The organism is Microbacterium sp. NPDC091662, assembly GCF_044756705.1.
Classification (GTDB): Bacteria; Actinomycetota; Actinomycetes; order Actinomycetales; family Microbacteriaceae; genus Microbacterium.
On record NZ_JBIVTM010000001.1, the window covers coordinates 1,667,165 to 1,693,451 of the forward strand.

The 26,287-nt window shown below is 68.6% G+C and carries 26 protein-coding genes, 1 tRNA gene and 1 pseudogene; 17 read left to right on the plus strand and 11 right to left on the minus strand.

Annotation, left to right across the window (positions count from 1 at the left end):
• Positions 1-5: 5 nt before the first annotated feature.
• Positions 6-356, minus strand: coding sequence for a PLD nuclease N-terminal domain-containing protein (locus ACIQLD_RS08190; RefSeq protein WP_402607129.1), 351 nt, complete (start codon positions 354-356; stop codon positions 6-8).
• A gap of 75 nt (positions 357-431) precedes the next feature.
• On the opposite strand from ACIQLD_RS08190, the gene ACIQLD_RS08195 reads away from it, so the two are divergent.
• The 6 genes from ACIQLD_RS08195 (at position 432) to ACIQLD_RS08220 (ending at position 5,459) form a co-directional block, all read left to right on the plus strand.
• Positions 432-857 (plus strand): hypothetical protein, encoded by a 426-nt coding sequence (locus ACIQLD_RS08195; protein WP_402607132.1) that lies wholly within the window; start codon positions 432-434, stop codon positions 855-857.
• A 73-nt stretch (positions 858-930) separates the two neighbouring features.
• On the plus strand, positions 931-1,584 hold the full coding sequence (locus ACIQLD_RS08200; protein ID WP_402607135.1) for a DsbA family protein: 654 nt from the start codon (positions 931-933) through the stop codon (positions 1,582-1,584).
• Positions 1,585-1,673: 89 nt separating this feature from the next.
• Positions 1,674-2,486 (plus strand): tyrosine-protein phosphatase, encoded by an 813-nt coding sequence (locus ACIQLD_RS08205; protein ID WP_402607137.1) that lies wholly within the window; start codon positions 1,674-1,676, stop codon positions 2,484-2,486.
• 45 nt (positions 2,487-2,531) lie between these two features.
• The gene (locus ACIQLD_RS08210; protein WP_402607138.1) at positions 2,532-4,607 is read left to right on the plus strand and encodes a bifunctional lysylphosphatidylglycerol flippase/synthetase MprF; all 2,076 of its coding nucleotides are present in this window, start codon (positions 2,532-2,534) and stop codon (positions 4,605-4,607) included.
• Positions 4,608-4,641: 34 nt separating this feature from the next.
• A complete protein-coding gene (locus ACIQLD_RS08215; RefSeq protein ID WP_402607141.1) occupies positions 4,642-5,175 on the plus strand; it encodes a nucleotidyltransferase domain-containing protein in 534 nt (177 codons plus the stop codon).
• A gap of 68 nt (positions 5,176-5,243) precedes the next feature.
• A complete protein-coding gene (locus ACIQLD_RS08220) occupies positions 5,244-5,459 on the plus strand; it encodes a hypothetical protein (RefSeq protein WP_402607143.1) in 216 nt (71 codons plus the stop codon).
• Between the two features lie 15 nt (positions 5,460-5,474).
• Here ACIQLD_RS08220 and tet(42) read toward each other — a convergent pair whose 3' ends face one another.
• Entirely contained in the window at positions 5,475-6,761 is a 1,287-nt protein-coding gene (gene tet(42) / locus ACIQLD_RS08225) for a tetracycline efflux MFS transporter Tet(42) (RefSeq protein ID WP_402607146.1), read from the minus strand.
• A gap of 70 nt (positions 6,762-6,831) precedes the next feature.
• On the opposite strand from tet(42), the gene ACIQLD_RS08230 reads away from it, so the two are divergent.
• The gene (locus ACIQLD_RS08230) at positions 6,832-7,446 is read left to right on the plus strand and encodes a TetR/AcrR family transcriptional regulator (RefSeq protein ID WP_402607148.1); all 615 of its coding nucleotides are present in this window, start codon (positions 6,832-6,834) and stop codon (positions 7,444-7,446) included.
• Between the two features lie 25 nt (positions 7,447-7,471).
• On the opposite strand, the gene ACIQLD_RS08235 is transcribed toward ACIQLD_RS08230, so the two are convergent.
• Entirely contained in the window at positions 7,472-8,683 is a 1,212-nt protein-coding gene (locus tag ACIQLD_RS08235; protein WP_402607151.1) for an FAD-dependent monooxygenase, read from the minus strand.
• Between the two features lie 75 nt (positions 8,684-8,758).
• On the opposite strand from ACIQLD_RS08235, the gene ACIQLD_RS08240 reads away from it, so the two are divergent.
• On the plus strand, positions 8,759-9,637 hold the full coding sequence (locus tag ACIQLD_RS08240; RefSeq protein ID WP_402607154.1) for a TetR/AcrR family transcriptional regulator C-terminal domain-containing protein: 879 nt from the start codon (positions 8,759-8,761) through the stop codon (positions 9,635-9,637).
• Here the strand turns inward: ACIQLD_RS08240 and arfB are convergent, their stop codons facing one another.
• From arfB to ACIQLD_RS08255, 3 genes are all read right to left on the minus strand, one after another.
• Positions 9,638-10,078 (minus strand): alternative ribosome rescue aminoacyl-tRNA hydrolase ArfB, encoded by a 441-nt coding sequence (arfB, locus tag ACIQLD_RS08245; RefSeq protein WP_402607157.1) that lies wholly within the window; start codon positions 10,076-10,078, stop codon positions 9,638-9,640. It abuts the gene before it with no gap.
• A gap of 27 nt (positions 10,079-10,105) precedes the next feature.
• Positions 10,106-11,086 (minus strand): hypothetical protein, encoded by a 981-nt coding sequence (locus ACIQLD_RS08250; protein ID WP_402607159.1) that lies wholly within the window; start codon positions 11,084-11,086, stop codon positions 10,106-10,108.
• A gap of 73 nt (positions 11,087-11,159) precedes the next feature.
• Complete coding sequence (locus ACIQLD_RS08255) at positions 11,160-12,116, minus strand: alpha/beta hydrolase (RefSeq protein WP_402607162.1); 957 nt, start codon at positions 12,114-12,116, stop codon at positions 11,160-11,162.
• A gap of 261 nt (positions 12,117-12,377) precedes the next feature.
• Between ACIQLD_RS08255 and ACIQLD_RS08260 the strand changes: the two genes are divergently transcribed.
• The 8 genes from ACIQLD_RS08260 (at position 12,378) to ACIQLD_RS08295 (ending at position 22,797) form a co-directional block, all read left to right on the plus strand.
• A complete protein-coding gene (locus ACIQLD_RS08260; RefSeq protein WP_402607164.1) occupies positions 12,378-13,220 on the plus strand; it encodes a helix-turn-helix domain-containing protein in 843 nt (280 codons plus the stop codon).
• 186 nt (positions 13,221-13,406) lie between these two features.
• Entirely contained in the window at positions 13,407-14,468 is a 1,062-nt protein-coding gene (locus tag ACIQLD_RS08265) for an iron-siderophore ABC transporter substrate-binding protein (RefSeq protein WP_402607167.1), read from the plus strand.
• A gap of 8 nt (positions 14,469-14,476) precedes the next feature.
• The gene (locus ACIQLD_RS08270; protein ID WP_402607169.1) at positions 14,477-15,550 is read left to right on the plus strand and encodes a FecCD family ABC transporter permease; all 1,074 of its coding nucleotides are present in this window, start codon (positions 14,477-14,479) and stop codon (positions 15,548-15,550) included.
• Entirely contained in the window at positions 15,547-16,650 is a 1,104-nt protein-coding gene (locus ACIQLD_RS08275; protein ID WP_402607171.1) for a FecCD family ABC transporter permease, read from the plus strand. The genes ACIQLD_RS08270 and ACIQLD_RS08275 overlap by 4 nt, the downstream gene beginning before the upstream one ends.
• Before the next feature lie 11 nt (positions 16,651-16,661).
• Positions 16,662-17,450 (plus strand): ABC transporter ATP-binding protein, encoded by a 789-nt coding sequence (locus tag ACIQLD_RS08280; RefSeq protein WP_402607173.1) that lies wholly within the window; start codon positions 16,662-16,664, stop codon positions 17,448-17,450.
• On the plus strand, positions 17,447-19,084 hold the full coding sequence (locus tag ACIQLD_RS08285; RefSeq protein WP_402607175.1) for an ABC transporter transmembrane domain-containing protein: 1,638 nt from the start codon (positions 17,447-17,449) through the stop codon (positions 19,082-19,084). The genes ACIQLD_RS08280 and ACIQLD_RS08285 overlap by 4 nt, the downstream gene beginning before the upstream one ends.
• Positions 19,077-21,776, plus strand: coding sequence for an ABC transporter transmembrane domain-containing protein (locus ACIQLD_RS08290; RefSeq protein WP_402607178.1), 2,700 nt, complete (start codon positions 19,077-19,079; stop codon positions 21,774-21,776). Before ACIQLD_RS08285 ends, ACIQLD_RS08290 begins: the two co-directional genes overlap by 8 nt.
• 448 nt (positions 21,777-22,224) lie before the next feature.
• Positions 22,225-22,797: a hypothetical protein gene (locus ACIQLD_RS08295; protein ID WP_402607180.1), complete on the plus strand. Its 573-nt coding sequence runs from the start codon at positions 22,225-22,227 to the stop codon at positions 22,795-22,797.
• 240 nt (positions 22,798-23,037) lie between these two features.
• Here the strand turns inward: ACIQLD_RS08295 and ACIQLD_RS08300 are convergent, their stop codons facing one another.
• The 3 genes from ACIQLD_RS08300 to ACIQLD_RS08310 are packed head-to-tail and all read right to left on the minus strand — an operon-like array spanning position 23,038 to position 24,630.
• Entirely contained in the window at positions 23,038-23,583 is a 546-nt protein-coding gene (locus tag ACIQLD_RS08300) for a hypothetical protein (RefSeq protein ID WP_297555725.1), read from the minus strand.
• A 16-nt stretch (positions 23,584-23,599) separates the two neighbouring features.
• Entirely contained in the window at positions 23,600-24,025 is a 426-nt protein-coding gene (locus tag ACIQLD_RS08305) for a hypothetical protein (protein ID WP_402607182.1), read from the minus strand.
• Complete coding sequence (locus ACIQLD_RS08310) at positions 24,022-24,630, minus strand: DUF433 domain-containing protein (RefSeq protein WP_402607185.1); 609 nt, start codon at positions 24,628-24,630, stop codon at positions 24,022-24,024. The genes ACIQLD_RS08305 and ACIQLD_RS08310 overlap by 4 nt, the downstream gene beginning before the upstream one ends.
• A gap of 80 nt (positions 24,631-24,710) precedes the next feature.
• Between ACIQLD_RS08310 and ACIQLD_RS08315 the strand changes: the two are divergent.
• Positions 24,711-25,061: pseudogene (locus ACIQLD_RS08315) on the plus strand (tyrosine-type recombinase/integrase); the annotation flags it as partial.
• Between the two features lie 51 nt (positions 25,062-25,112).
• Here the strand turns inward: ACIQLD_RS08315 and ACIQLD_RS08320 are convergent.
• A tRNA-Met gene (locus ACIQLD_RS08320) sits at positions 25,113-25,188 on the minus strand.
• An 87-nt stretch (positions 25,189-25,275) separates the two neighbouring features.
• Positions 25,276-26,262 (minus strand): helix-turn-helix transcriptional regulator, encoded by a 987-nt coding sequence (locus tag ACIQLD_RS08325; RefSeq protein ID WP_402607187.1) that lies wholly within the window; start codon positions 26,260-26,262, stop codon positions 25,276-25,278.
• Positions 26,263-26,287: the final 25 nt, after the last annotated feature.

The following is a 26,287-nucleotide window of genomic DNA, read 5'->3' on the forward strand; positions in this document are numbered from 1 at the left end:
CGAGGTCACGGGCGCTGGTCCGTGGCGGGAGGCTCGTCGGTCTCCTCGTCCAGGCGGGCGAGCTCCTCTTCGAGGCGGCGGATGCGCGCATCCTGCTCACTCTTGCTGATACTGCGCAGGAAGGCGGGATCGTCATCGGGGGCGACAACCGGACGGACGCCGGGATCGTTCGCACGTCGGCGGCCGATCACGAACCAGAGGATGCCTCCGATCACGGGAAGAAGCACCACGATCAGAATCCAGACGGGCTTGGACACACCGCGGTGCCGCGTCGCCGGCTGCACTGCGCAGTCGACGATGCTGAACACCCAGAACACGGCGGCGAGGAAGCCGCCGACGATCAGTAGTCTCGCCACCCCTCCAGTGTAGGCGCGCCGCCGGCTTCCCGGCCCCGGAGAGGACAGAGGCGGCGTTGCTAGACTGCGCGGGAAATGCTGCCCTCATCGCCGGATCGGATGCCGCGAGCGCGGGCCGAGCGGATGCTGATCGCCCGGGTGATCACCGCCGTCGGCCTCGCGCTCCTGCTCGTCGTCGGCGCCTGGTCGACCTCGCGGGGCTCCGCTGATGTGCACGCGACGCTGTGTCTCGCCTCCGGTGTCTCGGAATCGACGGCGTCCGCCACGATGGCCGGCGATCGGGAGAGCGCGTCCACGGTCGATGTGCTCTCCTCCGGCGTCGGGATCTGCCTGCTCGCGGTCCTCGGCGGCGTCGCGCTGGTCCTGCTGTTCCGCCGGCTCACCGGCGGCCCCCGACCGCTCGGTGCCCGCGCCCCGCGCATGGTGTCGCCGAGTCGCGCGGGCCCGAGCGCCCTCGTCCCCGCCCTGACTCTCACGCAGCTCTCCATCTCCCGCACCTGACCCGCCGACGCGCGCATCGAGCCGCCTGAGAGCGGCACCCTTCCCTCGTCGTACCCGTGTGTCTGGAGACCCCATGAAGAACTCTGTCAAAGCGACCCTGATCGCCATCGCCGTCGCCATCGTCCTGCTGATCGCCGGCATCGTGTTCGCGATCAGCCAGCAGCAACCCGCCGCGCCCGCGGAGAGCGGAGAGCGGCAGCAGACCGTCCGCACCGATTCCCATGTGCTCGACGACGGGGGTGAGGGCGCCGTGACCGTCGTCGAGTTCCTCGACTTCGAGTGCGAAGCGTGCGGGGCGTTCTACCCCGTCGTCGAAGACCTCCGCGAGAAGTATGACGGCGAGATCACCTACGTGGTCCGCTACTTCCCCCTGCCCGGGCACATCAACTCCACGCAGGCTGCCCTGGCCGCTGAGGCCGCAGGGCAGCAGGACCGCTTCGAGGACATGTATCGCCGTCTGTTCGAGACCCAGGCGCAGTGGGGCGAGCAGCCCGATGAAACTCCCGAGGTGTTCCGTGCATTCGCCGAGGATCTCGGACTCGACATGCCCGCCTACGATGCCGCGATCGCCGACCCGGCCACCGCGGAGCGCGTGCAGTCGGACAAGGCCGACGGCGAGAAGCTCGGGGTGAACAGCACGCCGACGTTCTTCATCGACGGCGAGAAGATCGTGCTGCAGGAGTGGGACGACCTCGAGCAGGCCATCGAGAAGGCCGTGAACGGCTGAGACGTGGAGGGGATCGCGCGGCTTCCGTGTCGAAGCCGCGCGGTCTCGCCACACCGATATTCTGGCCGCATACCCAGGAGAGGGCCAGAATGACCATCGACATCACGACCGCCTTGCAGACGACCCACAACGCCCGCGAACTCGCCGGGCTCCCGACCTCGGGCGCAGGCACGCTCGCCTCCGGTCTGCTCTTCCGATCGGACGCACTCGCCGCACTGACCGACGAGGGGTTGCAGGCGCTGATCGACCTTCGCATCGGCACCGTGATCGACCTGCGCACCGACGGTGAACGAGCACGCGCCGCAGATCGCCTGCCCGACGACGGCAGCGTGACGCTTCTGACTCTGCCCATGCAGGGTGGCGCGATGGATGAGATGGTCAAGCAACTGCTCCCCTCGGCCGGCGGGGCCGGACTCTCGGTGACGCAGGTCGCCGAGGTGCTCAAGCAGGTGCCGACGCTGCAGGAGCTGTACGTCTCGATCCTGGCGGCAAGTGCCCCCCAGTTCGCGACCATCGCGCGGACGGTGCTCGAATCCTCGCGCACCGAGCGACCCGGCGTGCTGTTCCACTGCACCGCAGGAAAAGACCGCACCGGGCTCGCCGCCGCGATCCTGCTGCTCGTCGCCGAGGTGCCCCGCGAAGCGATCGTCGAGGACTACACGCAGACGGAGAAGAATCTCGCGCGGGGATTCGCCGAAGCGCTCACCGCGCTGATCACCTCTCTCGGCGTCCCCCTCACCCCGGCGCTGAAGACCCTCGCGACCGAGTCACCGGCATCCGCGATCGAGGCGGCGATGGACTGGATCGCGGACAAACACGGCGACGTCGCAGGGTATCTGCGAAGCGGTGGTCTGAGCGACGACGAGATCGCCGACCTTCGTCGGGTGCTTCGCGGGGAGTAGAGACGCCCGTGCCCGCGCGGAGGCCGCCCTCGCTACGCTGAGCGCATGACCGAGGAGCACTCCCCCTCTCCCCATCCGGTGATGGCCGTCATCCGGCGCATCCCGGCGACGTTGACGATGGTGCTGCTGATCATCGTGATGGGCGTCGCCTGGCGCGGGCTCTGGGCCCCCTTCGAAGACAGCACGCTGTTCCCGACGGTCGCCTACGGGCTGCCGAACCTTGCCGACGGCAAATGGTGGACACCCCTGACCGGCACCTTCTTCGTGAACCAGCCCTGGGTGTACCTGTTCACGATCGCGGGCTTCTGGGGCATGGGCTACGTGGAGTTCCGCCGCGGATCGCGCGTGGCGCTCGCCTACTACTGGCTCGGTCAGCTGTTCGCGATCTTCGCCACCGCCCTGCTGCTGTACGTGCTCTCGCAGTTCCCGTGGGCATGGGCAGCCGAGCAGGCCCAGGCACTCGATGTGGGAGCATCGGGCGGCACCATGGCGTGCATCGCCGCCGCGGTCGGCCTGTTCCGTCCGCCGTGGAGGGTGCGCGGCTGGCTCATCCTGCTCGGCTTCGTGTTCATCGCGATGCTCTTCTGGGGCAAGGTCGCCGACCTCGAGCACCTGCTCGCGGTGCTGCTGATCCTCGTCGTCGACCGGTCGCTGCGGGTGCGGCACACGACGGTCCGCGAGCAGCGGCTGATCGCGGTGGTGGCGATCCTCGTCCTGGGCGCCGTCGAGATCATCACGACCTTCCTGCCGACCGACGGACCGTTCGGCCCGACCGATCCCGCGTCGGGAGGATTCATCGACCTCGCGATCGACCTCGTCGTGATCCTCGTGCTCGTGAACGGGCTTCGCCGCGGACGGCGCTTCGCGTGGGTGCTCGCGATCCTGCTCGGGCTGTTCAACGTCTCGGGCGCCGCACTGGTGCTCACCCTCATCATCATCACGAGCCAGGCGGAGCTCGACCTGCGCTGGGACGGCGAGACCGAGCTGGCGATGGCCAACGGCTTCCTGTGGCTCATCATGCTCGTCTACCTGGTGTGGGTGCGGCGCGCGTTCCGGGCCAAGCGCCGCGCCAAGCTCGGCATCCAGCCAGCGCCGAACGTCGACGACATGAAGCGCGAGCTGCGCACTCATGGCGGGGGGACGCTCTCATGGATGACGACCTGGGACGGCAACAGCTATGCGAAGGTGGCCGGCGGCATCGTCGCTTACCAGCGCCGCAACGGCGTCGCCCTGGCACTCGCCGACCCGATCGGCCCTGCGGAGACACGCGCCGAAGCCGTGAACGATTTCATCCACGCCGTGGAGCTCGCCGGCCTCGTGCCCTGCTTCTTCAGTGCGGATGAGGCCACCCGGGCGGCCGTCCCCTCGACCTGGCGCAGCATCGTCGTCGCCGACGACACGATCGTCGACCTGCCGGGGCTGGAGTTCACGGGCAAGCGCTGGAACTCGGTGCGCACCTCACTGAACAAGGCCGGTCGCGAGGAGATGACCTTCCGGATGACGCACTTCAAAGCGGAGCCGTGGGGTGTGCAGCAGCAGCTGCGTGCCATCTCGGAAGCGTGGGTCGGCGACAAGGACCTGCCCGAGATGCGCTTCACGCTCGGCACCCTCGACGAGGCCGAGGACCCGGAGGTACGGCTCGCCCTGGCGCTCGCTCCCAACGGGGATGTCGACGGTTTCCTCTCGTGGCTGCCGGTGTACGGCGACGACGGTGCAGTGCGCGGTTGGACCCTCGATCTCATGCGGCGGCGCGAAGGCGGCTTCGGACCGGTGATGGAGTATCTGATCGGATCGTCTGCGCGACAGTTCGCCGACGAGGGTGCGCAGATCATGTCGCTCTCCGGAGCCCCGCTCGCCCACGACTACCCGCCGGACGCGGGGATGATCGCCGCCCTCAGCGACCGACTGGCCGAGGCGCTGGAGCCGGTGTACGGCTTCGGTTCGCTGCACCGCTTCAAGCAGAAGTTCCATCCGCGGTACGAGACCATGTACCTCCTGTTCCGTGACGAGAGCGACCTCACCCGCATCGGCGGCGCGCTCACGCGGGCCTTCCTGCCGGATGCCACCCTGCGGCAGTTCGCGGGGGCGGGACTCGAGCTCGTGCGGGGCGGCAAGGACTGAGGACCTCGAAGTCCACGTGAGTACGATCGGTGTCGTGCTCGATGAAGACCGCCTCCGATCGATGGCCGACGAACTGAGCCGGGTTCCTGGCGTGCGCGCCGTCGCATTGGGCGGCAGTCGCGCCCGCGGGACGCACCGCCCCGATTCCGACATCGACCTGGGGCTCTATGTGGACGCCGACGTCGATCGCGCCGGCATCGCGCACGCGGCGAACGGCTGGACGCGCGAACCCGTCGAGCTCGCCGAGCGCGGCGGGTGGGGGCCCTGGGTCGACAGCGGCGCCTGGCTGATCGTCGACGGCGTGCCGGTCGATCTGATCCTGCGCGATATCGCCCGGGTCGAGGAGCAGTGCGCCCGCGCCGTGCGCGGCGAGTTCGCCTTCCACGCCCAGCCGGGGCATCCGCTGGGCTTTCTTGATCTCGCCTATGCGGGCGAAGTGGCCACCAGCGTGCCGCTCCGCGATCCGGAGGGGCTCCTGGTCGGGCTGGCACGTAGAGTCACACCCCATATCCCGAGTCGCTGCGAGAAGCATTCCTCGCGAACCTGTGGCAGGTCGACTTCCTGCTGAACGCGGCCACGAAGGGCGCGAAGGCGGGCGACGTCGCATACGTCTCCCTCTGCGGAACCACGACGACCATGCTGACCGCGCACGCCTGGCATGCCGCCGCCGGGAACTGGGTGACGAACGAGAAGGGGCTGGTGCCGAACGTGGCACGTCTCCCGATCGACACAGCGGGATTCAGCTCCTCGGCGGCGGCAGTACTCGGGAACCTCGGGACGACGCCGGAGGAGCTGCTCGCCTCGATCACGCGGCTGCGGGAGCTGCCGCGTCCGGCAGCTCCCGCAGTCTGATACTCAGTCTGATCCTCAGCCGACGGTCTCGACGGCTTTGACCGGAGTCGCTCCCGCACCATCGGTGACCGGGCGCTTCGCGGTGTTCGCGATGTGCGCGCGGCTGACGACGATCACGGCGACGATCATGATCGCGACGCCGAGCCAGTAGGGCGCGGCGTGGCTGACCAGCGCGTAGAGCGCTCCCGCGATCAGCGGGGCGGCCGTGCCCATGGCCGCGTTCAGCGACTGGGTCGCTCCGCCGAGCCAGCCCTGCTCGTCGTCGCCCACCGCGTTCGACATGGCACCATCCATCGCCGCCTGGGATGCCCCCTGGCCGGCAGCGAGCATGAGCGCACCGACGATGAACACCCACGGCTGGGCGAAGATCGACGCGACGATGGCGAGCGCCGCGAGACCGATCATCTGCGCGACGATGCCGCTGATGATCACACCGCGCTCACCGATGCGCGGGAGCAGGATGCCGAGCAGCACACCCTGGATGAGGATGTCGATGATGCCGACGCCGGCCGTCAAGAGCCCGATCTGCGTCGGCCCCCACTGGATCGAATCCAGCGCCAGGACGCTGAAGTTGTTCACGAAGAAGCCGAACGGCAGGGCGAGCAGACCGAAGCCGATCATCAGTCCGCGCAGTTCCTTGCGGCCGAACGCCTCCTTGAAGACCGCGAACGGCTGCACGTCGCGCAGCCGGATGGCGTCGATGCGATTGCCGGGCTTGAGGCTCTCCGGAAGCAGGAAGATGCTGAGGATCGCGATCGTGAGGGCGACCGCGGAGGTGAGGAAGACGGGGAGCTGGATGCTCACCGCGGCGAGCAGACCGCCGATCCCCGGCCCGACCATGGTGCCGATCCCCGTGAGAGCGCCGAGAAGACCGAAGCGCTTCGCCCGCTGTTCCGGCGGGGTGATGTCGGCGAGGTAGGCGAAGAGGGCGGGGAGATCGCCGGCGGTCAGGCCCTGGATGACGCGAGCCAGCACGAGCACCCAGATCGCACCGCCGATGCCGAACAACGCCATCGATAGTGCGGCGCCGAACGCGGCGACGATGATGACGGGTCGACGGCCGAAGCGGTCGGAGAGCCTGCCGAGGAAGGGGGCGACCAGGAAGGCGCAGAGGCCGTTGACAGCCTCGAGAACGCCCACCCAGATGGCGAGGTCGCTCTCGTGCGAGACGTACTGGAGGACCACGAAGGGGAGGACGGGAAGGACCACCGTCATGCCGATGACGGTGAGCATCGTGAGAACGATGAGCATGATCCACGCGCGGTTCTGATCCCGTCGCGTGAGGGAAGTGGGTGAAGTCATACCGAAAGTGTACCGATACCAGTTTTGGTGTCAAGCCAGGTTTGTAGTCGATTCACGATAGACTGCCTCCATGACGAACTCAGAGCCGCTCGGACGCCGCGAGCGGAAGAAGGCCGCGACCCGCAAGGCGATCTCCGACGTCGCGACGATGATGTTCCTCGAACGGGGCTTCGACAACGTGAGCATCCGCGAGGTCGCCGATGCCGCCGATGTCTCCCCCACGACCGTGTTCGCGCACTTCCCCCAGAAGGAGGCGCTCGTCTTCGACGAAGACGACGAACAGCGCGACCGCCTGGTCTCCGCCGTGCGCGACCGGCCCGCCGGAAGCACGATCAACCGCGCGATCCACGACTTCTTCGCCGCCGAGATCAGGGCGAACTTCGACGAGCACGGCGATGACGTCACCCGCGTGTTCATGCGCTTCCTCAACGAGACACCTGCCCTGCGGGAGTACGCCGCGAAGATGTGGCTCCGACACGAGGATGCCCTGGCCGCGGCCATCGCCGACGAGCTCGGGCTCGCCGAGCCGGTCGCCGAGATCCGCGTCTACGCCCGGTTCGTGCTGCAGATGCAGCTGCTCATCAACGACAGCGAAGATCCGCTCGAGACGGTGGACGCGGGATTCCGCGTTCTCGCGAGTGGCTGGGATCCTGTCGAAGAGCGTCTCGCCAGGGGCGACCGCTGATCACGGCGACGCTCGCCCACACCACTCAGACCGTCGTAGCCGCACTCCACGAGTAGTCCGGGAGCTCGATCGCGTCTGACTTGTCGAGCATCCGGGCGACGAGCTGGCGCATCGGCCAGTGGTGCATGAGGCGCGCCGTCAACACCCGCATGCGGAGCATGAAGCGCCCACGCGGCAGGAAACCGTCGACCCCTCCCGGCGCGAGCGTGTGCGATGCGGCGACGTACGGTCGCATGATCTCCTCGTAGCGTGCGAACGCCGACGCATGATCACCCCGTGCCCGTCCGAGCTCGCCGGCCAGCACGTACGCCCCGACCAGGGCCAGACTCGTCCCCATGCCGGTCAGGGGCGATCCGCAGTACCCGGCGTCGCCGACCAGGGCGACCCGCCCGGTGGTCCAGCCGTCCATGTGCACCTGGCTGACCGTGTCGAGGTGGAAGTCGGCGTCCGCATCCGCCGCCGCGAGCAGTTCGTCGCGACGCCACCCCATGCCCGCGAACACCTCGCGGAGGAGCATCTTCTGGCTGGCGACGTCACGGCGATCCACGTCGACCCCGGTGTCCGCGAACGCGAGCATCGCCTTGGCGGTGCCGCCGCGCTCGGGCCTCAGCGCGAGCATCCGCCCGGGCTCGCTGTACATGTCGAACCAGGAATCGAGAGGCCCGGGCTCCGGCACCGTGCAGTACCCGAGATAGGCGCCGAGGTGGACGACGTAGTCGGATTCCGGGCCGAACGCGAGCGCACGGACGCCGGAGTGGATGCCGTCGGCCCCCACCACGAGGTCGAAGGTGCGGACGAGCCCGCTTCGGAAGGTGACTTCGATCCCCTCGGCACCCTCAGCCATCGACGCGATGCGATCGCCGAAGACGGTCTCGGTGTGGTCGGCGACGAGATCGTGGAGGATCTCCGTGAGATCTCCCTTCATGATCTCGATCTCGGTGACGGGGCTGCCGTCGCCGACGAAGAGGTCGGCGGGCATCGTGGCGAGTTCACGGCCTGCACTGTCGATGTAGCGCAGACCCTTCTCGTGCACGATGCGCTCGCGCACGCGGGGCATGATGCCCATCCGTTCGGCGACGACCTCGCCGAGACCGCGGAGGTCGACAGCTTGTCCGCCGAGGCGGAGGCCGGGCGCCTGCTCGACGATCGTCGAGCGGATGCCCTGGCGGTGCAGCCAGTGCGCGAGCGCGGGTCCTGCGATGCCTGCGCCGGAGATGAGTACGCTGTATTCGTTCATGCCCTGCACGGTAATACAGGAATGTACACTGTACAAGTGTTCTAGATCTGAAGGTGGTGTACTAGTACGGTGCGAGTGACATCTCAGACCATCGCGGCGGAGATCGCCGAGCGGATCGCGTCCGGCGAGCTGGCTCCGGGCGACCGGGTGCCGTCGGCGCGCGGAATCACCAGGGACTGGGGCGTCGCGATCGCCACCGCCACCAAGGCCCTCGCGCTCCTGCAGCATCGGGGCCTCGTCGTCTCGACGCCGGGGATCGGGAGCGTGGTCGCCTCCCCCGGCGCCACGACCGGCCCTCCGTTGTCGACTGCCCGGGTCGTCTCCACGGCCATCTCGATGGCCGATGCCGAAGGGATAGAGGCGATCTCGATGCGACGCATCGCCGCCGAACTCGACATCCCGACCATGTCGCTGTATCGACACGTCGAGAGCAAAGACGGACTCGTGCTGCTGATGATCGACTCCGTGCTCGGTGAGGAGTCCTTCCCGCCGCCATCCGACACGGACTGGCGCGCCGACCTCGAGGTGTCGGCGCGCCTGCAATGGGCGGGGTTCCAACGACACCCCTGGCTCGCGGGCGTGATGTCGATCTCGCGACCCCAGCTCGTGCCGAACGGGTTCCGCTACACCGAGTGGTGCCTGCGCGCGCTCGCCCCGCTCGGGCTGAGCATGGAGACGATGATGTACATCAGCGTCAGCGTGTTCAGCCACGTCAGGGCCCTCGCGACCGACATCGCGTTCGAGGCGGAACAGCGGCAGGACACGGGACTCACGGCAGACGAGTACATGACCACGCGGTCGACGGACATCGCCGCCATGGTGTCTCCGGCCGACCTGCCCCTGCTCGCCTCCCTGGTGCGATCCGACGACTTCGACCTCGACCTGAACGCCCTGTTCGAGTTCGGGCTGCAGCGCCTGCTCGACGGCATCGAGGGCTGGGTCTCCCGCGGCTGATCAGGAGTCGCGAGGACGTCGTCGCAGGTTCTTGGTCTCGGTGCGCCGCTGCTTGGCCTTCAGCCGGCGCTCCTTAGATCCGCGGCTCGGCTTCGTCGGCCGTCGCGGTGGTGCCGGGGGGCGCAGAGCCTCAGCGACGAGGGCGACGAGCCGCTCCCGCGCCGCATCCCTGTTGCGCAACTGGGCACGGTGCTCGGACGCGGCGATCGTCAGCACGCCGTCGACCAGGCGACCGCTCAGTCGGTCGAGCAGCCTCTCGCGCTGATGCGGCGAGAGTACGGCGGAGTTCACCGCATCCCACACGAGTTCCACGCGGGAATCGGCAGTGTTGACGCCCTGCCCACCTGGCCCGGACGACCGCGAGAAGCGCCACGACAACTCGGCCTCGGGGATCGTGAGACCCGACGAGACCCGCAGAGCGGGACGATGGGCGGAAGGCATGTGTCCATCATCACCGATCCGGCCCGATCACGTTCCTGCGACGGAGTCGCGGTCGAGGCGCAGGAGGAGGTCGGCCGCGATGTACCGCGCGCGCCCCATCGCCGACCTCGGGTCGTAGCCGAGGTCGCGCAGAAGCGACTCGTGCCGCGCCTGGACCGTGGAGTGGTGCATACCCAAGGCGGCGGCCGCCGATCGGAGGCTCTCGCTCTCGACGACCGCCGACAGCACCTCGCGCGTCCGCGCATCGAATCTCGACAGCGCCACGACGTCGTCCGGCGGCTGCGCGGGATCGTATGCCTGCGCGAGCAGCACGAGCGCGCCGAGGTCTGCAGCGTCGACCACCGGATGCGCGGCGTCGGTGAGCCGCAGTGCGACGAGGGCCGCCTCCCACGACTCCGGAAGCTGTTCGGCGCGGACGACCGTGCCGCGCCCGCCCGGGCCCGCCCAGGCGCGGGAGCCGTCGTCGAGCACGGCGCGGACGATGCCGCGCGGCGTGGCGACGAGGGTGGAGCGCGCATCGGCGACCGGAAGCTCGGCCGACAGCGCACTCACCCGCACACGGGTCGACGGGTCGACGTTCAGCCGCGCGAGCGCCGCACTGCGGTCGGCGGGCGAGCGGGCCGCGTCGATCGCGATCTCGAGGGCCCCGTCTTCGTGCCGGCGTGCGGTGATGAGCTCCACCGCGAGTGCGAGACGCTCGATCACCATGTCGTCGTTGGCGTGCGCGGCATCCCGCCGCTCGAGCCAGACCTCGCCACCGGGGACTGCCCGGGTGAGGGTGCGCGGAGCGTCGGCATCGTCCGGCGGCACGGCACCAGAGGCATCCCGCCGCCGCATCCGTCCGCGCAGTTCGGCCCCGGCGACCGCTCCGGCGAGGGCGGCCGCTCCCCGCAGCAGCCCTTCGACGCCGACGCCGCCGCGCACGAGCGCATCGAAGTACGAGACGACCTTGAGGGTCTCGCTCGCCTCGGGATCGAGCGCGGTCAATCGACCGACGAGTTCCTGCATCGCTGCTCCATCGCACGTGTGACGACAACGATAGCCCGCACGCATCCCGCGGCGGGCCATCGTCGGTGCGCGCTCAGCCGCCGATCGTCCGCGCGATCCAGCTGTTACGGGCGGCGACGGCCGCCTGTGACACGATCGCGTGCGGGACGACCTCGAACCCGTGGAATCCGCCGGCCCACACGTGCAGCTCGGCCTGACCGCCCGCCGCCCAGATCGCGGTCGCGTAGGCGACGTCCTCGTCGCGGAAGACCTCCGCGCTGCCGCAGTCGATGTAGGCGGGAGGAAGGCCGGTGAGGTCGGTGGCGCGTGCCGGCGAGGCGTAGATCGACACGTCGTCCGTGCCCTTGCGATCGCCGAGCAATGCCGTCCAGCCGATGACGTTCATCGGGCGGTCCCACACACCGATGCCGTCGATCTGCTTCGTCGAGACCGTCTCATCGCGGTCGTCGAGCATCGGGCACATCAGGAGCTGCCCGGCCAGCGCCGGACCCTTCCGGTCGCGCGCCAGCAGCGTGACGCCCGCGGCGAGGCCTCCTCCGGCACTGCCACCGGCGATGATGAGGCGTTCGGGATCGATGCCGAGCTCGTCGGCATGCGCGGCGGTCCAGACGAGGCCCGCATAGCTGTCCTCGACCGGATAGGGATCGGGGAACTCGGGGGCGAGCCGGTACTCCACCGTGACGGCCACGGCATCGTGCTCTTCGATCCACGGCACCGCCTGCACGATGCCGGTGAAGCGGTCGCCCATGATCATGCCACCGCCGTGAGTGAGGTAGATCCCGGGACCGGTGCCGGTGCGCCCGCGCCTGCGGACGACCGTGACGACGATCTCGTCTCCTCCGTGACCGGGGATCTTCACGTCGAACCACTCGAGGTCGTGCCCCGCCAGCTGCTCCTCGATGGGCGGACCGAGCGGCGTCTCCCGCAGTCCGGGGATCATCTCGATCGTGAGGTCGGGCATCTGCGGCATCACCGCGAGTGCGGCGGCGAGTTCCGGATCGAACGGCGGACGGGCGAGTGTGGTGGTCATGCGAACTCCTTCGTTCGGCGTCACCCCTGCGTGACGGGTGCGCTCAGCTTCGCGGAGGCCGCGAGACGACGCATCCGCCACGCGCGGCTGATTCGGTGCGGGTGATCCGCCATCCGGCGGTGGGCTCGCCCGCGACTTGATGTCACCTCCATCATCCGTCCTCTCGACGGCCCGACTCATCGCCCGGCTAGCATTGCGGGATACGGCTGGCTCCGTGCGTCGACCCCTCGACGATGCCCGCGGCCGTCACGCGGAGCACGAATGAACTCATACCGGCAGGACGACTGGGCAGCGAGCCCGTCGTATCCGTCGACCGTGAACGAGCCGTACCTGATGGGCACCGGCGTCGTCACCGCCGAGGACACCGGCACCCGCCCGCTCTCCCCTCCGCACAGCCACGCCGATCCGATGCTGGCCTGGTGCTATCGCGGCACGGTGTGGGTGCACCTGCAGGACACGAGGTGGCGCCTCGCTCCCGGTCAGGGCGTGTGGATCCCCGCGCGCATCCCGCACACGGCCCATCACGAACCCGACTCGACCGGCTGCTACACGTACATCCCCGACTCATCGCTGATCGCCCCGATCGACGACATCACGCGGGTACTCGTGCCGCGAGCGGTGCAGGAGATGCTGCTCCACCTCGGCATCAACGACATGCCCACCGACCTGCGCGTGCGCATCCAGTCAGTGCTCATCGAGATGCTGCAGCAGCCCCTGCCCGAGGCCGCCAGCGAATGGGGCGAGGTACCGATGCCGGCGGACGAGCGGGTCGCCCCGCTCGTGCAGGCCGTGCTCGCCGACCCCGGGGATCCCCGCAGCGCGATCGAGCTGTTCCTTGCGCACGGTCTCCACGAGCGCACGGTCCTGCGCATCTTCCAGAACGACGTCGGCATGAGCTTCGGGCGGTGGCGCACCGGCGTGCGGATGACCCTCGGGGCGCGCCTGATCGTCGACGGCACTCCGATCGGTGCGGCCGCGCACCGCTGCGGCTACGCCACGACGAGCGCCTTCTCCGCCGCGTTCAAGGAGCGCTTCGGGCTCACTCCCCGACAGCACGTGGCCCGCGTGCACGCCGATGCCGCGCATCAGCTCTATTGGCGATGACGGCGCGTCGTTCCTGATCCCGTCACGGCGAATCCGACCACCACTGTCGGTTCAGCGATACAACTCGTCGCTCCCGCAACACTGAACGCAGGATCCGCGTTCTAGCATCGTTCTGTTAGGGCATGCTTACCTAACTTCTCGCCGCGTTGTCGCGGAAACCCCCTCCCCCCTTCCCGAAGGAGAACCATGTCGCTCGCTTCTGCGCGCCCGAAGATCCGCCGAGGCTCGGCCCTCGTCGCGGCGGCCGTCGCCGCCGCCCTCACCCTCGCCGGGTGCTCGTCCACCCCTGAGGAATCGAGCTCCGCCTCCACCGCAACGGACGGCGTGGTCATCGAGCACGGCCACGGGAAGACCGTGATCCCGGAGAAGCCGCAGCGCATCGTCACCCTCGGCTGGATGACGGCCGACATCGTCGCCGCCCTCGGCACCAACCCCGTCGGCATGGAAGAGGTCTGGGGCGCGGGCGAGAGCGGCTACCAGCCGTGGTTCGAGGACTACGTCACCGAGGAGTACGGCGAGACCCCCGAGATCATCCCGTTCCTCGAAGACGGCCCCAACTACGAGGCCATCAAGGAGCTCAAGCCCGACCTGATCCTGAGCCTCTACTCCGGCGTCTCCGACATCGAGTACGAGCGTCTGACCGAGATCGCCCCGACCGTCCCCTACATCGAAGGCCCCTGGAACCCGGGCACGTGGGAGGACATGACCCGCACGGTCGGCAAGGCGCTGTCGGAGGAGGACAAGGCCGATGAGCTGATCGCCGAGACCGAGAAGCAGATCACCACCCTGGCCGGCGAGCACCCCGAGTTCGAGGACAAGACCTTCGTCTGGGGTCTGACGCTCAACGAGGGTGGCACCGACCTCGGCGTCTACCTGGAGTACGACCCCCGCGTGCGCATCACCGAAGCCCTCGGATTCACCTCGACCTCGGCGATGGACAGCTTCCTCCAGACCGCGGAGGGCGACAACTGGTACACCGGCGTCAGCCTGGAGAACCTCTACGACGTGGAGGCCGATCTGTTCGCGGCCTGGGGCGGCAGCGCCGACGAGGGCACATACACGGTCGAGAACAAGGTCGTGTCGCGCTGGAACCCGATCGCCAACGGCTCGTACGTGATCTACGCCGACGACGCCGAGGCCTCGGCCATCAGCGCGCCCACCGTGCTCTCGCTGAAGTACATCCTGCCGAAGTACGTCGACGACCTCGCCGGCGCGCTCCAGGGCGAGCCCACCATCACCGGCAAGTGATCCGAGAGATGTCCCTGGCGACGGATGACGGCACGGACGTCTCGAACACGGGTGCGGGGAGTCGTGCAGTCGACTCCCCGCACCGCAACGGGACGCTCATGGCTGGACTGGTCATCTCGGTCGTGGTGCTGGCCATCGCCGCCATCGCCTCGCTCGCCGTCGGTGCCCGCGCGATCGACCCCGTCACCGTGCTGCAGTCCCTCTTCTCCTACGACGACGAGAACCCGCTGCACCTCATGGTCATGGAGCTGCGGGTGCCGCGTACTCTGCTCGGCATCGTCGTGGGTGCCGCTCTCGCGGTGTGCGGCGGCCTGATCCAGGCCTTCACCCGCAACCCGCTGGCCGACCCCGGCATCCTCGGTGTGAACGCCGGTGCATCGTTCGCCGTCACGTTCGCCGTCGGTGTGCTCGGCCTCACCGCCCCCGGCGCCTACGTGCCCTTCGCCCTCGGCGGAGCCTTCGTCCTCACCATGCTCGTCTACGTGCTGGGCTCGTTCGGAGCCTCGGGTGCGACTCCCATGAAGCTCACTCTCGCCGGCGTCGCCCTGGGCGCGGCCTTCACCGGCTTCACCACCGCGATCGTGCTGCGCGACCACAGCACCCTGCAGGTGATGCGGTTCTGGGGCGTCGGCTCGATCGGCGGGCGCACCATCGACCAGCTCACCTGGGCCGTACCGCTCATCATCACCGGCCTGCTGATCGGACTCCTGTGCGCCCGCTCCTTGAACGCCCTGGCGCTCGGTGACGACCTGGCGCAGGCTCTCGGCGCCCGCGTTCGCGTGACCAGGATCCTGGTGATCATCGCCGTCACGCTGCTCGCCGGCACCAGCGTCGCCGCCGCCGGCCCCATCGCCTTCGTCGGGCTCATGATCCCGCACATCGTCCGCTGGTTCACCGGTCCCGATCAGCGCTGGGTGCTCGCGTACTCCATGATCATCGGCGCGGCCTTCCTGCTGTTCGCCGACATCCTCGGCCGCATCGTGCTCCCGAACGGAGAGATGCGCGTCGGCATCGTCACCGCCCTCCTCGGAGCCCCGATCCTGATCATGCTCGTGCGCCGCAAGCGGGTGAGCGGGCTGTGAGCGTCGATCAGAGCGCCCGCACCGCACCCCCCACTGAGACAACGCCCGCCGCGTTCACCCCGGTCGATCGCGGTCGACGCCTGTTCCGGATCGAGACCTCGCGGATCGCCGCGCTCATCCCCGTGCGATCCGTCGTCGTCAGCATCGTGCTCGTCGTCGTGATCATCGGAGCGGGTCTGTTCTCCATGACCCTCGGCGCCTACCAGGTCGACTTCGCCTCTGTCGTGCGCGCGATCGTCGACCCGGCATCCGACCCCGACATCCGCCAGGTGGTCTTCGAGTGGCGCCTGCCCCGCGTGCTGTTCGCCGTGCTGTGCGGCGCCGCGCTCGCTCTCGCCGGCGGCATCTTCCAGTCACTCACCCGCAACCCTCTCGGCTCCCCCGACATCATCGGCTTCGGCATCGGCGCGCAGTTCGGCGTGACGCTGGTGATGATCGTGTTCGAGCTGAACACCTACATGTTCAAGGCCGCAGGCGCCCTCGCCGGCGGTCTGTTCACCGCACTGCTCGTCTACGTGCTCGCTCACAAGAACACGATGTCGTCGTTCCGGCTCATCATCGTCGGCATCGGCGTCTCGGCAGGACTCGGCTCGCTCACCTCATGGATCCTGATCTCGGTCAGCATCGAGAAGGCGATGATGGCGGCGACCTGGGGGGCGGGCTCGCTCGCCTCACTCGGCTTCGACCAGCTCATCCCCGCGGCGATCGTCTTCGCGATCGTGACCCTGCTCTCGCTCCCCCTCGCCCGCACTCTTCCCGTGCTGGAGATGGGCGACGACGCGGCCACGGCCCTCGGCATCAGCCCCGGCCGCACCCGCCTCGCGGCGATGGTGTTCGGCGTGGCCCTGGTCGCGCTCGTCACCGCCGCGGCCGGCCCCATCTCGTTCATCGCGCTCGCGGCCCCGCAGATCTCCCAACGCCTCACCCGCTCGAACACCCCTATGGGCACGGTGCCGGTGATGCTGACCGGCGCCGCCCTGGTCGTGGTGTCGGATGCGGTCGCCCAGCTCGTCGCGGTGCCGGTCGGCGTCGTGACGGTGTCGGTCGGCGGCCTCTATCTCGCCTGGCTGCTCGCCGCCCAGTACGCGCGCCGCACCTGAAAGGAAGACCCATGACCGCTTCGCTGCTGGCCCGCGACATCACGCTGGGCTACGGAGAGACCCCCATCGTCTCCGACCTCACACTCGAAGTTCCCGACAACTCGTTCACGATCATCATCGGACCGAACGCGTGCGGCAAGTCGACCCTGCTTCGCGGATTCGCCCGCCTGCTGCGTCCGGCCACCGGCACCGTGCTGCTCGACGGCGACGAACTGCGTTCGCTCAAGCCGAAGGAGGCTGCCCGCAAGCTGGGGCTGCTCCCCCAGTCGTCCCTCGCCCCCGACGGCATCACGGTCGCCGACCTCGTCGGGCGCGGACGCTTCCCGCACCAGAGCGCCATGCGCACCTGGAGCAGCACCGATGAGCGCGCCGTGTCCGAGGCGATGGCGGCGACCGGGGTCACCGATCTGTCGCGGCGCCTGGTCGACGAGCTCTCCGGCGGGCAGCGGCAGCGCGTCTGGGTGGCGATGGCCCTCGCCCAGCAGACCAAGCACCTGCTGCTCGACGAACCGACGACCTTCCTCGACATCGCGCACCAGATCGACCTGATGGAGTTGTTCGCCGACCTGCACCGCAGGGGCACCACGCTCGTCGCCGTGCTGCACGATCTCAACCACGCGGCCCGCTACGCGACCCACCTCGTGGCGATGCGCGACGGCGCCATCGTGGCGCAGGGCGACCCGCGCGAGATCATCACCGCCGAGCTCGTGCACGCCGTGTACGACCTGCCATGCAAGGTCATCACCGACCCCGTCTCGGGAACGCCGCTGGTCCTCCCGCTCGGTCGGCGGACACCGTGACAGCCACTCCCCGCGCGCTCTTCGGCATCGCGCTGAAGTCCGAGGGACGCGGCGTCGCCCTCGCCGGAGCGACCGCGCTGCTCATCGTGCACGCACTCGCCGAGGCGACGATCCCCGTCATCATCGGTGCGACGATCGACCGCGCCGTGCTCCCCGCCGACCCCGCAGCGCTCGCGCTCTGGCTCGGCGTGCTGGTCGGCACGTTCCTCATCCTGACCGTGAGCTATCAGTCGGCATCCCGCCTCATGGTGTCGATCTACGGGTACGGCGAGCAGGCGCTGCGCCACCTGACACTCTCGCGGATGCTGCGACCGCAGCTCTCCCGCCGCACGATGACCCCCGGCGAGGCCCTCACCTTCGTCACGTCAGACACCTATCGGGTCGCCGGGGTCGCCTGGTCGGTCGCGCAGCAGTGCTCCACGATCGCCGCGATCATCGGAGCCGGTCTCGCGATGCTGGTGATCTCGCCCGTCGCGACTCTCGTCGTGTTCGGCTCGACCATCGCGATGATGCTCGTGATGCAGGTCGTCTCGCGTCCGCTCGAGCGCCGCGGTTTCGCGGAGCAGCATGCGGCGACCGAGGCCGGGGCGGTCGCCGCCGACTTCATGAGCGGATTCCGCGTGCTCGTCGGCATCGGCGCCCGCGAGGAGGCCGTGCGGCGCTACATCGCCGCGAGCGATACCTCTCGACGTGCGGCGACGGCAGCCGGCCGATCCCTCGCCTCGTACGAGGCGGTGAGCGGCACGCTGGCCGCGATCGCGACGACCGCGCTGGCGGGCATGTCGGCCTGGTTCGCCGCCGAGGGCCGCATCAGCATCGGCGAGCTGGTGACCGTGCTGGGCCTCGCCCAGTTCATCAGCGGCTATCTCGCGTATGCCGGCTCTTTCCCCTCGAACTGGATCCACAAGCTCGCCTCGGCCAAGCGGCTCGCCGACGTGATCGACGCCGATGACCTGCTGGATCCGCCCGCTGCGTCTTCCGCTCCGGCGGAACCGGCCGGCGATGTCGTGCTGGCCTTCCGCACCGGACCCGGATCAGCTCCGGTCGAGGTGCGCGCACGGGAGCTGCTCGGCATCCGTCCCGCCGACAGCGACACCGCCCGCGCTCTCTCCCGCCTGCTGGGGCTGCGCACGCGCGCCGACCGCGGCCTCGTCACGCTCCGTGTCGACCGCGAGCTCCGCGATCTGACCGACCTGGATCCCGTCGAGTACCGGCGCCGGGTCGTCGCCCCTCCGCACGGGCAGACGATCGTGAGCGGCTCCCTGCGCGAAGCCGTGCGCGGGCACGGGGTCGACGAGCCCGCGCGTCCTGCCCTGGTCGAGATGGCCGCGCTCCACGACACCGTGGTGCAGGTCGGGGGCTGGGAGTCGCAGGTGGGGGAAGCCGGGCGACGCCTCTCGGGTGGTCAGCGGCAGCGCATCGGCATCGCCCGAGCCCTGCACGCGGATGCCGACGTGCTGGTGCTCGACGAACCGACCTCGGCCGTCGACGCCATCACCGAGGCGCACATCGCCCGTGCCCTCGCGGCGCACACCGAGACCGTGATCGTGATCACCACCTCGCCGGTGCTGCTGGGGGCGTGCGACAGGGTCGTCGACCTTCCCTCCGAACGATCGGATGTGCGCCATGAGTGACCCGACCTCGACCGCCGCGCTGCTCCCGATCGCTTCCGGCGCTCGGGTGCGGGCCGTCGTGGGTGGGCTGCTGCGACAGCATCCCGGTCGTACCGCCGCTGTCGCCGTGCTCTTCCTCGCGGCATCGGCTCTGGGGATCGTGATGCCCGCGTGCCTGGGCCGCATCGTCGATGCCGTCTCCACGGACGCCGGGTTCGCGACCATCGCCGGCTGGGTCGCCGGTGCGGGTCTGGGCGCCATCGGTGCCGCCGTGGTGATGCTGTGGGCCGTGAGGGTGCTCACCGGCATGGTGCAGGACATGCTCGCCACGCTCCGCGAAGACGTGTTCGCCTCGGCGATGCGACTGCCGGTCAGCGAGGTCGACGACGGCGAGAGCGCCGACCTGCTCTCGCGCGTCACCGGCGACGTCGATGCCGTGGCCGAAGCCGGAGGGAACGTCGCTCCCACGTTGCTCTCCGCCGCCTTCGCCATCGGGGTCTCGGTGGTCGCGCTGACCGCCCTGGATCCCTGGCTCGCACTCGCGGGACTCGCCTCCGCGCCGTTCTATGTGCTCGGCACGCGGGCGTTCCTGCGGAAGTCGCGCGTGGTGTTCCGAGAGGTGCGGGTGCGAGAAGCCGCGCGCAGTCAGGCCGTGCTCGACGCGGTGGAAGGCATCGAGACGCTCACCGCGTTCAACGAGCAGGGGCCTGCGCTCGAACGTGTGCGGGAGCGCGCCGAGGCGTCGATCCGGATGCAGATCCAAGGCGTGCGGGTGACCAACAGGCTGTTCCGCTGGATCAACGGCGGCGAGCTCGTCGGCTTGGCCGCGATCCTCAGCGCCGGCTTCCTGCTGCAGTCCGCCGGCGCCATCACGGTGGGCGCGGTCACCACCGCCGCGCTGCTGTTCCACCGGCTGTTCGGCCCGGTCGGGCAGCTGATCTTCGGACTCAACGACATCCAGCGCGCGGCCATCGGCCTCGCGCGGCTCGTCGGGGTCATCGACCTCGCCCCCGCGGCGGTCACGTCGAATCGGGAAGCGGATGCTGCACGACAGGAATCCGCAGGCATCGAGGTGCGGGATCTGACGTTCCACTACCCGACCACCGGCCGGGGGATCAGCGGCGTGAACCTTCGGGTCGACCCCGGCACCACGGCAGCGCTGGTGGGCACCTCGGGATCGGGCAAGAGCACGCTGGCTCGCGTCATCGCCGGGCATCACCCGCCGACCTCGGGCAGTGTGCACCTCGCATCGAACGCAGAGGCGCCGTACTACCTGTCGCAAGAGCTGCACCACTTCCGAGGCACGATCGCCGACAACCTGCGACTGGTCGCTCCCGAGGCGAGCGACGACGAGATCGTGACGGCGCTGCGGGCGGTCGGGGCGCAGTGGGCGGTCGAGGCCATGATCCGCGAGAGCGATGGCCCTTCCGCAGAGGCCGTTGCGCCCATGGACGAGGGGCGCATCCAGCAGCTCGCGGTCGCGCGGGCCTTCCTCGCCGACCCGGATGTGGTCATCCTCGACGAGGCCACAGCCGATGTCGGACTCCACCACCGGGAGGTCGTGGAAGAGGCGATCTCCGCACTGCGCAGGGGACGAACGACTCTGCTCATCGCGCACCGGCTGCAGCAGGCCGTCACGGCGGAGCAGATCGTGGTGTTCGCCGACGGGCGCACGACGCAGCGCGGCACGCATGACGAGCTCCTCGCGACCGAGGGGCTCTACCGCGACTCCTGGCTCGCCCAGAACCGCAGCACCTCCCACCCGGCCCCCCACCGACCCATCCCCCACCAGCCCATCCCCCACCACAGAGACGGAGACTCCGTGAGCATCCACCGCGGCATCGTCAGCAGCACGACCACCCTCACCCCGACGCTGGTCCGCGTCACACTCGGCGGCGAGGGGGTCGCCGACTTCCTCAGCACCGGCATCGGCGACGAGTACGTGCGGGTGTTCTTCCCGCATGGTGAAGACCCGAAGGATGTCTCGCTTCCCGTGCCGGCGGGCGACTGGTGGGAGACCCCCGTGGGAGCGCCCGAAGCCCCGATGCGCACGTACACGATCAGCGGTGTGCGCCCGGATGCAGGTGAGCTCGACATCGACTTCGTGATCCACGAGGCGGGAGTCGCAGGCCCCTGGGCCGCGCGGGCGGAGCCGGGTCACGTGCTCGGGTTCAACTCTCCCACCGGCTTGTACTCGCCACCGGAGGGCATCACGTGGCAGGTGCTCGTCGCCGACCTCACCGGGGTTCCGGCCGTCGCTCGCATCATCACCGCGGCGCCGGAGGGTGTGCGCACACGGGTCGTGCTCGAGGTGCCGAGCGAGGCGGACCGCGTCGCCCTCGAGATGGGCGCCGACGTCGAGGTCACCTGGGTGGTCGGCGGCAACGGCCACGGCCCCAGCGCGCTCGGCCCGCTCGTGCGCGGCATCGTCGACGATCGGCTCCCTCTCGACGAGGGCTATGTGTGGGTGGCGGGTGAGACCGTGGCGCTGCGCGACGTGCGCAAGTACCTGCGCAAGGAGCTCGGCCTGCCTGCGACCCGCTTCAAGGTCGTCGGCTACTGGACGCCCGTCGCCGCGTGGGACGAGAAGTTCGCCGCCCTGCCCGAGTCGGTGCAGAAGGAGTTGGACGCGATCTGGGCCGAGTCCGAGGGGGATGAGCCGGAGGACGTGCAGGTGCGCTTCGAGGAGAGGCTGGACCAGTTGGGGTTGTGAGGGGACGGCGCGAGGCTCCGAGTTCCGGTCGCACTTGCTGCCGCCCGCGGGGCGTTTTGACGACGGGAAGTGCGACCGGAGGGCGCCTGAGGCTTCGAAGTGGACGCGACGGCGGGAGTCAAACCCTACGTACACCCGCGTGAGGGCGCGCTGGCTGCGCTTCTCGCCCGGAATCCCGGGGTTTCTCGCTCACCGGGATCAGGCTGAATCGGCCTGAATCACGAGTTTTGTTGTCACGGTGTTATCACCGTCGCACATGGTCGCTGTGGTGCGACTCTCCCTCCATGGGGATGGATAGCAACAAGACCTGGTTGAACTACGCCGAGGCTGCGAAGCGGACGAAGTCGAGCGTCGGCACGGTGCGGGCTGGGATGACGCCGGCCGAGATCCGGAGGCGGAGGCGGAGGCGGAGGAGCCTCGCCGAGGTCGCTTAGACAATACTCAGGGCATGGAGTCATGGATCTCGGCCCTGAGCTCGGTAGTTCTCGTGGGCATCACCGCTTGGTACGCGTTCCTCACTAACAAGCTCGCCAAGTCCGCGCGCGAGTCCGCCGCCAGCGCCGAACGCACCGCCGCGCTGACCGCCGAAGCTCTCGCGGCGAGCATCGCCGCGCTGGACGTCAGCTTCGAGGTGTTCCCGAACACTCACGGGTTCAGCGAAACTGACGGAACCGGGCTGGGCGTGTCCGTTCACTGCACCGGAGCGACGGTCTTCGTCCATCGTGTTCACCTCGATATGGCCTATCGCATCGACAAGGTGCATCCAGACGGCGCCGACTACTCGTTGTTCGCCGATGACATTGGCCTCGTCCCTGACACGGGTGACTTGAACTCATCACCGGTGGAGTTGCCAGCGAGGATACACAAAGGCGAGATGATCCATCTTGAGACGGCGCAGGAGGTGACCATGAAGGTAGACGAGCAAGTCGGAATCCTCGAGGTGTCGATCTGGTACAGCCTCAACGGGGTAAGCGAGCCACTCATGCGCCGTGCCGAGTACAACAGCACCGGGAATGATTAGGCCGAACGATCGGACCTGGCGAAAGTTCGGCACCTCGCACAAATCTAGACCCGATGTCGCCCCGCCTCGCACGCCCTACCGCGTGACGCAGGGGGAGTCGGAATCTCGACTACAGGTGCGAAATGACGGCTTCCGGGGCCTCCCTCGCGCGCGCGACCCCCGCTAGGAATAGAAAACCGGTGCGGGGGGAGAGGATCACCTCCCGGTGGTGGTCCGCACTCAGGGGGTGGGGGCTGAATTTTATGCGGGGGTGGGTCCGATGCGGGATCGGTTCAGTAGCTCGTCAGCGTAGTGGGACCAGAATGACCTGACATGTTGCTTTGAGCCGTGCCGTTGCCACAGGAGCAGATCCTCTTGGAGCATGATTGCTGCTCCGAAGATTGCGCCCCGACGATCCCCCACTGCACCAGACTCGATGTCGTTCTCGTGATCTGCGGACTTCCGGTAGCGAATCGCTTCTTCTTGGATCGCGATGGCCTGGATGGCGATGAATCGCAGGAAGTCGTGGTCGCGTCGTTGAGCGGACACTGCGTTCATTGCCGCGATCGCCGTGGTGTGGTGTTCGTTCGCTGCCACGCCTTCAAATTGGTTCCAGGGTGTCCCATCGAGCGGCGCATATCGCGCATCGATGAGCTTGCACATCGCCTTCACGCATTCCGCTTCGAGTGAGGCGTCCCGGTGATCCCGATCCTGCTCCCAGCCGTGGCGAGCCACGATTACGGTGATGATCACTGTGAGCACGGCAACAGCCACTCCAAGGCCGGCCAGGGCGTCAGAAGGGGTCACGATTGATCCTCGATGGTCAGAGCACTTCGACGTGGATCGGCTGCTTCCAGCGCAAGTGCTCACACTCGACAAAGTACGCCTGGGGCGCGGAAGCGAAGCCTCGTATCAATGTCGGGATCGTAGCGGCCACCGACGAGAGGATCGCACTGTGGAACTCGAGGCCGACCGCTGTCCTCGGCTCCCGGATGCCAACCCAGTGAAGGCCGGCCGCACGCAAGCCGTCACGCTCGCTTGTCGTGATCGATTGCGCGATGTCCCTGGTGATGATCGCGTCGAATTTGCGATCCTTCAGTTTCTCAAACAGCGGCAGGTCGAGGACTCCGGTTAGTCCTTCGTCCTTATGGGAACTGAAGATCGGGTTGCGGAAGGCTTTGGCGAGCGAGCCGGAAATCTGGTGCGGCAGGTTCTCGTCGATGTAGACGCGCGGCCGTGCGATGCTCACGCGACCTGAACTTCCTCATTGAACCGCACTGCATCTTCTGCTGCCGACGCCGAGACGGCCGGGTAGAACTCAGCGACATCCTCAGGGAATACGGTCTCGAAGTCCACCAGCTTGGCGACGGAGTCGAACCCGACACGGGTCCCGTCGACTGTGGGCCACCCGCCCAGGCGCTTGGGATGCACGGTGAGGTGCTGCGACGGGTGCCGGAAGTTCACAATCGGTCGTCCGCGGAAGTCCTCAAACTCCTCGAAGAGCTCCTCGAAGGTGTACTGGACGAGCGCATGTCCCGGCACACTTGTGAGATCCATGTACCCATCAGGGCCCTCGACAAAAATCGCTTTGCCGTCGGTGCCGAACCGATACCTCGAGGGGTGATCGGTGAGATCCACGACAGGAAGATTGCTCCATGCCTTCCGCAGCCGCTGCGACGAAGTGCGAGCACGCAGAAAGACCATCGAGCGGAGCGCGATGAGATCCTGATAGGACCACAAGGGCGGCCGCTTCGGATTGACGCCGGGGACCAGGAGCTCCTCGCGCGCCCAACGCTGCAGCTGAGAGGTGGTGGCGCCGGTGAGCTTGCTGGTCAGCAGCAGCGGAAACGCCACGTCTTCACCCCCTGCTTGGACATGACTGCATGCTACATGGACCGTCCCCCCATGCGCGCTAGGCGCGGAAGAACAGAGAGTGCGAGGGCAAGCCACGCGACGCCCTGCTATTCGGCGAAGGACTCGTACACCTGCCGCGGCCGCGCACGAGCGAAGGCTCCCGCTCCTGGTTCGTCACAGCGCTCGAGAATGCCGGACTCCCCCGCATGACGATCCACGACCTCCGCCACACCGCAGCATCGCTCGCGATCTCGGCCGGCGCGAACGTGAAAGCCGTGCAGCGGATGCTCGGCCACAAGTCCGCGGCGATGACGCTCGACGTCTACGCCGATCTCTTCGACGACGATCTGACCGCGGTTTCGGATGCCTCGATCAGGCACGCACGGCCGCGAGTGTTGCCAATCTGTTGTCACGGGACGCGCTCGGAGTAACGAAGAAGCCCCGTAACCCCTGATTTCTCAAGGCTTACGGGGCTTTCGAAGTGGACGCGACGGCGGGAGTCGAACCCGCAACGCCATCAGGTATGAGCTGAGGCCCGGGACCGCCCGGATCGCCGCGATGGGAATGACGTTACCCGGCCGTGATCTGACCCGCCAGGACCGTTGCCTGGGATAACCCTATGAGTCTGAAGATGACTCCCGGCCGTCACTCGGCGTCATCCGGCTCCGGGGCATCGAGGGCACGCATCAGGCGTCCGACGGCCTCGCGCAGTTCGCTGCGGTGCGGATCCGACAGGGTGAGCGTGTACTCGACGCCCTCGGGGATCCACAGCAGTCCGTACATGGCCTCGCGCCAGTCGGAGCCGCCGACGGGCCAGCGTGTGCGGTCGTCACCGACGGGCGTCGCGCCCTCCCACCACGGTCCGAACTGCTCCCGCATCTCGGCGAGCGGCAGCTCCATCACGGCGGCCGCCTCGACCTTCTGCGGCGACCACGAGGAGGCGACGAGCACGCGCTCCTCGATCTCGTCCTCCGTGATCTCGCGCCGTGTGAACAGCACCCGCGTGTGTTCGACCCTGGAGATGCGGTCGACGCGGAACGTGCGCCAGTCGTCCCGATCGAGGTCCCAGCACAGCAGGAACCATTTGCGCCCGGCGGGTGCGAGGGCGTGCGGCTCGACGCGGCGCACGCTCTCCCGCCCTTCACCGTCGACGTAGCGCAGGCGCAGCCGCTCGGTATCGCGGGTGGCGAGCGCGATCTCCCCGAGCACCTCGGGCGAGACCACCGGCCCCTCTCCGATGCGCGGTGCCTGCACCGATGCCGCGAGCGCGTTCACCCGTTGTCGCAGCGCCGATGGAAGCACCTGCTCCAGCTTCGCGAGAGCCGTGAGCGTCACGTCCGGCCCACCAACCAGCTGCTGCGTGGCGGCGACGCGGAGTCCGATCGCCATGGTCACCGCCTCGTCGTCGTTGAGCAGCAGCGGAGGCACAGCACTTCCCGCCTCCAGCCGATATCCGCCGGCGGCGCCGGGGGTCGACTCGACGCGGTAGCCGAGTTCGCGCAGCCGATCGACGTCGCGGCGCACGGTGCGCTCGGTCACCCCCAGCCGGGTGGCGAGCTCGGTCCCCGGCCAGTGCCGGTGCGTCTGCAGCAGGTTGAGCAGAGCGAGGGCGCGGGAGGTGGTGTCGGTCATGCGTCTCAGATTGCCAGAGCATGCG